Consider the following 6,000-nt stretch of genomic DNA (forward strand, 5'->3'; position numbering starts at 1 on the left):
AACACGCACAGCCGCTCTCCCGGCTGGGCACTCCGCCCAACCTTGTCAGCTGACAAGGTTGGGTCCGGACACTCATTCGCTTCCGGTACGGGCGGCGAACTTCTCCATCAGTTCCGGCAGCTGCTCCCGCAGAAATTCCGCGAACGCTGCGCCGTCACCCTTGTCGAGCCGCAGGCGAACGCCGGACTTTTCGAACACCGCCTTGCCAACAACCTTGCCAGCGCCATCCTGGAGCTCAAGCTCGGGCGGCGTCTCCGGTCGGGACATGACGGCCGCTCCGAGCGCCTTTCGAAACCGGTCATCCGAACCCGTCGCCTTGTCCGACGACAATGCCTTCCGCACCCGCCCCAGGGCGGCCGGATCGGCGTTGATGGCGCCCGCCAGCGTCGTCCAGCGGGGGCGACCCGCCTTGGGCGCCCGCCCGATACTCTCGATCACCTCGATGGGCACGCTGCGTGTCACGGCGCGAAGCCGGGCAAGCTCCGGGTCGTCGACCGAGAGGGCCGCCTTGATGTCTCGCGGCTTCACGCCGGCCTGATCCATGCGCCAGACAAACAGGGCGCGCTCGATCCAGCTGAGGTCCTGCCGGACGGCGTTCTCGATGCCCTGAGCCACCACCAGTTCGCTGTCGGTCAGATCCATCAGGATCGCCTTGACCTTCAGCCCCAGTTCCTTGGCGGCGCGCCAGCGGCGATGGCCGTAGACGACCTGATAGCGCTCGGGCGCGTCCGGGTGGATGCGCACCTGGATCGGCACCTTCTGGCCTTCCTCGGCCAGGGTCTTCTTGAAGGCCTCGAAATCCGCGTCGGAATCGTCGGGAAGACGGTCCGGGAAAGGGGAGGGGTCGATGATCCCGGGATCGAGTTCCAGGCCCGCGCCCTTGGCGACGAGGCTCTGCAGGCGGTCACGCTCCTCACGGATTTCGGCAAGCGAGCGCTGGGTCGCGCCGATGATGCCGGCGCCGACCCGGGCCAGGGCCGCTGCGGCGACGCGGCAGCCGGACCAGGCTGGAGAGCCGCGTCCGCAGGCGCCGGAGGCGGAGCCGGAACCGGATCGGGCGGAGCGGAGGACAGCACCCCGAAGTTGGCGGTGATAGATTTGCTGGCGGGCTTCTTGCTCATGCACGCCCCCAGCTCTGGCGGATCAGTTCAAGAATGCGGTCGTTCACGGCGTCCATGGAATCCTTCGCGCGCCTGAAGGTGTCCCGGCCCACATTGCCGGGCTCCAGTTCGTAGAGGGACCGTTTGGCGAGGCCCGCGCTTTCGATGGCGGTGCTTTCGATGGCGGTCGGCGCCAGCACGTCCTCGGCGAACAGATGGCGCAGCATGGAGACGATCTGCGCCTGCGGCTGGTCGTTGGGATCGTGGCGGGTGATCAGATAATGCAGGAAGTCCTGGCGCAGCCGGGCGCCGTTCTCATGGATGACCCCGATCAGGTCATTCAGCATGAGCAGGAACTGACTCATGGACATGACATCCAGCATGGCCGGGTGAACGGTCACGATGAGCCCGGTCGCCGCATAGATCGCGCCGAGGGTCAGGAAGCCGAGGGAAGGGGGGTATCGAGGATGACCACGTCGTAGTCGTCTCCACCTCGCCAATGGCGAGCCGGAGCCGCTCGAAAAAGAAACTGTCCTTCGGCGCCGACTTGGTCGCCAGCACGCGGGGCGTCTCGTGCTCGTACTCCATGACCTCGATGTTCCCGGGAATGAGGTCGATGCCCGGGAAGTAGGTCTTACGAATGATCTCGCGCATGGGGCGCCGTTCGGGTCCGTAGCGCAGGGTCGCGTAGATGGTCTCGTTCTCCCCAACGTCAAGCTCCGGCTGGGCGCCGAACATGGCGGACAGGGAGGCCTGGGGATCAAGATCGATCGCAAGGACGCGATAGCCGTGCAGGGCCAGGAAATGGGCGAGATGCGCGGAGGTGGTGGTCTTGGCGCTGCCCCCCTTGAAATTGGCGATGCCGATGACCTGGAGGTGTTCCCCCGCGCGACGGTGCGGCAGATAGCGCAGCGCGTCGGACGGCTTCTGCGCGGCCATGAGCGCGCGCAGCTCGTTCACCTGATCCAGGGTGTAGACACGGTAATTGTTTTCCAGCCGCTCGGGCACCGGCCCCTTGCCCTCGTTGGAAAGCACACGCAGGGTGGGTTCGGGAATTGACGTGAGCTTGGAGACCTCATGCGTCATGAAGCGGCGCAGGGTCTTCTTGGCTTCTGGCGGATACATCCGCTCGCGGATGCTCTGGAGCTGGCTGGAGAGCAGACCGGCATGGCGCACGATCTTCTCTTCCGGCTCCTCCCGGTGAGATATGATCGCCTGCTGTGTCATCCGTTCGCCCTTCTTAACGGGTTCATGCCGAGATAACGGCTGTAACCCGATTTGGAGAAGGACACGATTCTAGGGGGTCGTCCAGCGAAATTGCGTTAACGAAACCTTAACGCGCAACGATTCGCGGTGGTTTTGGCAGCCGACAGGCGCCGAATTTCGTCTGTTTTCGGCGATTCCAAGCGAACCCACAAGAATTGTCGTCCTGCTCATGGGATGAGCATCAATCTCGGCACAGGTGCGCCCGCAGGGCACGGGGTGGGAGGAGCGCGAGGAGGGGAGGACTCTGGGCTCCTCGCATGGGCCGATGGCGGCTCGACGCCGCCGGAGGTCCACCGGCACCCGGCGCGGGCATAGGAAAGGCCCGGAGCCTCTCGGCGCCGGGCCCTTCGGAACGCCCATCTCAGGCGGCTTCGGCCGGGGCAGGGGGAGGGGGGCTTCGATGCGCAGGGGCGCCGGAAGCCAGCCGGTCCCCGTCATGGCCTTGGCGACGCAACGGGCGGCATCGTCCTTCCTGGGGTTGCCGAGGTTCACCGCCAGCGGCGCGCGGGCCTCGGCCGCGGCCTCAACGAGGGTGGCCTTGGTGAGCCTGCCGAAGAACCCGTCGACGCTCGGGGTCCAGTGCTGCGCCATGTCGAGGTTGAGGGCCACTCCCAAGGTCTCGGCGTGGGCGAGGCGGTTCTTGCCGAAGCCTGCCGCCTTGTCGTTGACGGCATTGACGGTGAGGCCCGCGAGATGGGCCAGAAGGCGCAACAGGGTGTCCTGCTCGGCGTCGAGGCACCATGCGAACAGGCCGGCGGCCTTTTCCGGGAGAACCCGGCGCCAGCGTTCGCCTTCCTCGGCCAGCACGGCGTGCGCCGGGCTGTCAGCCGGACAGCGCACATGACGGGCAAGGTCCTCGCTGGAGGCCCGCAAGGCAAGGCAGCTGTCCGCGCCGCTGAACACGGGATAGATGAGGGCCAGCGCCAGCGCGTGGACCGTCGCGGCGAGGGCGACGGCGGGCTGGCGAACCATCTCCAGCCGGAGGGCGGCGGTGCGGTGCGCGGTCAGGTCCGCAACGAGGGAGGCGGGAAGCGCACCGGCTTCGCGGGTCTTGGCGGCGGCAGGGGAGGGGGCATCGCTTCCGCTCTCTGGCTCCTGCAGGTCCTCGGCCCGGACACGTCCGCGCATGACGCTGATGTTGCCGTCATAGTCGATGCGCAGGATGGCGCCCGCGCGCGCCATGTCCTCGGGCGCGAACCGCTCGGTGTCGTCGTCCTCGTCGTCATTGGGCAAAGGCTCAATCCAGCCATAGGACGCGGAATGGTCCGCCTCCACCTCGGCCTTCACCCAGCCCCAGCCCTCGGCCTCCACCTCGGCCGCGGCGGCTGCGAGCTTCTCGCCCGCGAGGCGGACCAGCAGGGAATGGTCGGTCAGGTAGCCTTCATGCGCGGGCTCGAACAGGTCCCGCAGGATGCCGCCCCCGGCGGCCACATAGGCCTCCACGCCCACGAACCGCGCCAGCTTGTGGCTGGCCTTGACCGTGCCGCCGGTGAGGGCGGTGCGGATGCCGGCAGGCGTGCGGTTCCAATCGGGCAGGGTGTTCCACGCCTCTTCCTGCGCGGCGTGGTCGTCACTGATGGTGAAGGCCATCAGGATTTCGAGCGTGAGGGCGCCCTTGCGGTAGAGGTTGCGCAGCTTCGGAGAGACGCGGGCGAGCTTGAGGCGCCGTTCCACGAGCGCGGGCGTCACGCCGAACCGGGCGGCGATGTCCTCGATGGGCATGTGCTGCTCGGTGGCCAGTCGGTCGAAGGCCTCGAAGGCGTCGAGCGGGTGCATGTCGAGGCGCACGGCGTTCTCCGCGAGGGAGATTTCGCCTGCGTCCTCCGCTTCGTCGAGGATACGGCAGGGAATGCCCTCGTCCTTGGCGATGATTTTCCGCTTGGCCAGCAGCTTGAGCGCCCTCAGTCGGCGGCCTCCGGCGACGACCTCGAAGCGGTCCGTGCCTGCGACGGGCAGGACATTGAGGTTCTGGCGCAGGCCATGGGCCTCGATGCTGGCGGCGAGTTCCTCGATGCCGAGGGCGGCGCCGGTCCGACGCACATTGGCCTTGGACGGCACGAGCTTGGTCAACGGGATGGTGGTGATGGTGATGGTCATGGGATTTCTCCTTTGGTTTCATTGGGTTTGGTTTGTCAGGCGGGTTTCAGGCCGCGCCTGAACCCCTGCCACGTGGCCGAACGCGGGGAAGGGGAGGGGGCAAGCGGCAACGGTGCGGGTGGTGCGGGCGCACAAGCGCAGCGCGGAGCCTCGGCCGTGCCGTTGGCGCTTGCGGGGGGAGGGGATGGGGGTGGCGCCCCGTCCTCCCCCAAGGGGTGGTCATGCCGCCTCCGCGCCGGAGGCGGCCGTCAAACCCGGCTGGAGACCGTGCAGAAAATCCGCGGCCCGCTGGGCGAAGGCAGCGGCGCTCACGATGAACCGTTTGTCGCCCTTGAGAACCTTGAGCCAGCTGGCGATATAGGCGGCATGGTCCTCGCGCGGCTCGGGCGTCAGCCGCAGGTCGGGGGCGAGAAAGGCGCTGCCCAGTTCGGCCACCAGTTCCTCGCGGGCATAGGCCTCGTCACCAAACCGCTTGCGTCCGAAATCACGGGCGAGGCGGGTCGGGTGCCGGGTCCAGTGGACATGCTCATGGGCGAGGGTGCTGTAATAGCTCTCGGCGTCACGGAAGGCCGCGAAGGGCGGCATCTGCACGTAATCCAGCGCCGGGGCGTAATAGGCCTGATGTCCGCCGTGGCGCAGGTCGGAGCCGGTCGCCGCGAAAAACGCTTCCGCATGGGCGATGCGGTCCAAAGGGGCGGGCGGCGGCGCGGCAGGAGCGAGATAGCGTTCCGGAAGACCATCGATCTGCTCCACGTTGAAGACGGTATAGGATTTGAGAAACGGGATGGAACGTTCGGTGTCCTCCCCGTTCTCGCCCGTCTCGGTCTTCTCGATGCGGCTGGCATAGACGACAAGGCAGCCCTTCTCGCCCCTACGCACATGGGCGCCATAATCGAGGGCCTGCTTGAAGGTCATCCAGTGCGGGGCGGCGTAGCCGTGCGCGACGGCTTCCGACCAGAGCAACAGGACATTGATGCCCGAATAGGGCTCACCGGTATGGCGCAGGGGACGGGTGATCCGGCCCTCGGTGTGTCCGGCGCTCCACGGCTTGAACCATGGGCGCACGCCCTGTTCCAGATCGGCCAGGATGCGGTCGGTGATGGTTGAATAAAGGTCGGCGCGTGGGGCCTTCGCGGTCATGGGTGGTCTCCTTCTCTGCAGCGGGTTCAGCCCCGCCTGAACCCCTGCCACGTGGCGAACGCGGGGAAGGGTGGGGGGCAAGCGCCGCGGGGGGAGGGGGATCACCCGCCCGAAGGGGCGCGCCGGCGGCGCGCGTCTGCACGGAGCGAAGCGAAGGAAGACCGGGGAGGCCCCCCGGCGGGGCTTGCGGGGGGAGGGATGGGGCAGCGCCCCCGTCCTCCCCTGGCCGCGTCCGCGGCCGGACGATGCTGCATCAGGGATGGAAGCGGCCTGCCGCCGGGACCGCCCTGCGGGCCCGGTTCACGACAGCCCCGGCCGCCCTGCGGGCGGGATGCCAGTACTGATTGATTTGTTATGCTAGACTTGCTCCGCGGCGCCGAAATTGATTCCAAGCTTC

The 6,000-nt window shown here is 67.5% G+C and carries 3 protein-coding genes and 1 pseudogene; all 4 read right to left on the bottom strand.

The window, feature by feature from the left end; all coding sequences use genetic code 11:
* Positions 1-72: 72 nt before the first annotated feature.
* On the bottom strand, positions 73-1,125 hold the full coding sequence (gene repB / locus AC2W7M_RS02570; protein ID WP_486129794.1) for a plasmid partitioning protein RepB: 1,053 nt from the start codon (positions 1,123-1,125) through the stop codon (positions 73-75).
* Positions 1,118-2,327, bottom strand: a pseudogene (gene repA / locus AC2W7M_RS02575) (plasmid partitioning protein RepA). The gene repB and the pseudogene repA overlap by 8 nt, the downstream one beginning before the upstream one ends.
* Positions 2,328-2,396: 69 nt before the next feature.
* The gene (locus tag AC2W7M_RS02580) at positions 2,397-4,463 is read right to left on the bottom strand and encodes a ParB/RepB/Spo0J family partition protein (protein ID WP_486129796.1); all 2,067 of its coding nucleotides are present in this window, start codon (positions 4,461-4,463) and stop codon (positions 2,397-2,399) included.
* 219 nt (positions 4,464-4,682) lie between these two features.
* Complete coding sequence (locus tag AC2W7M_RS02585; protein ID WP_486129798.1) at positions 4,683-5,603, bottom strand: ArdC family protein; 921 nt, start codon at positions 5,601-5,603, stop codon at positions 4,683-4,685.
* Positions 5,604-6,000 lie beyond the last annotated feature (397 nt).

Source organism: Xanthobacter sp. BG11Y11_SDJG, from assembly GCF_057364445.1.

Bases quoted from the DNA above. Each gene is read 5' to 3' on its own strand.
- AC2W7M_RS02580 (WP_486129796.1), bottom strand. From the start codon at position 4,463: ATGACCATCACCATCACCACCATCCCGTTGACCAAGCTCGTGCCGTCC.
- AC2W7M_RS02585 (WP_486129798.1), bottom strand. From the start codon at position 5,603: ATGACCGCGAAGGCCCCACGCGCCGACCTTTATTCAACCATCACCGAC.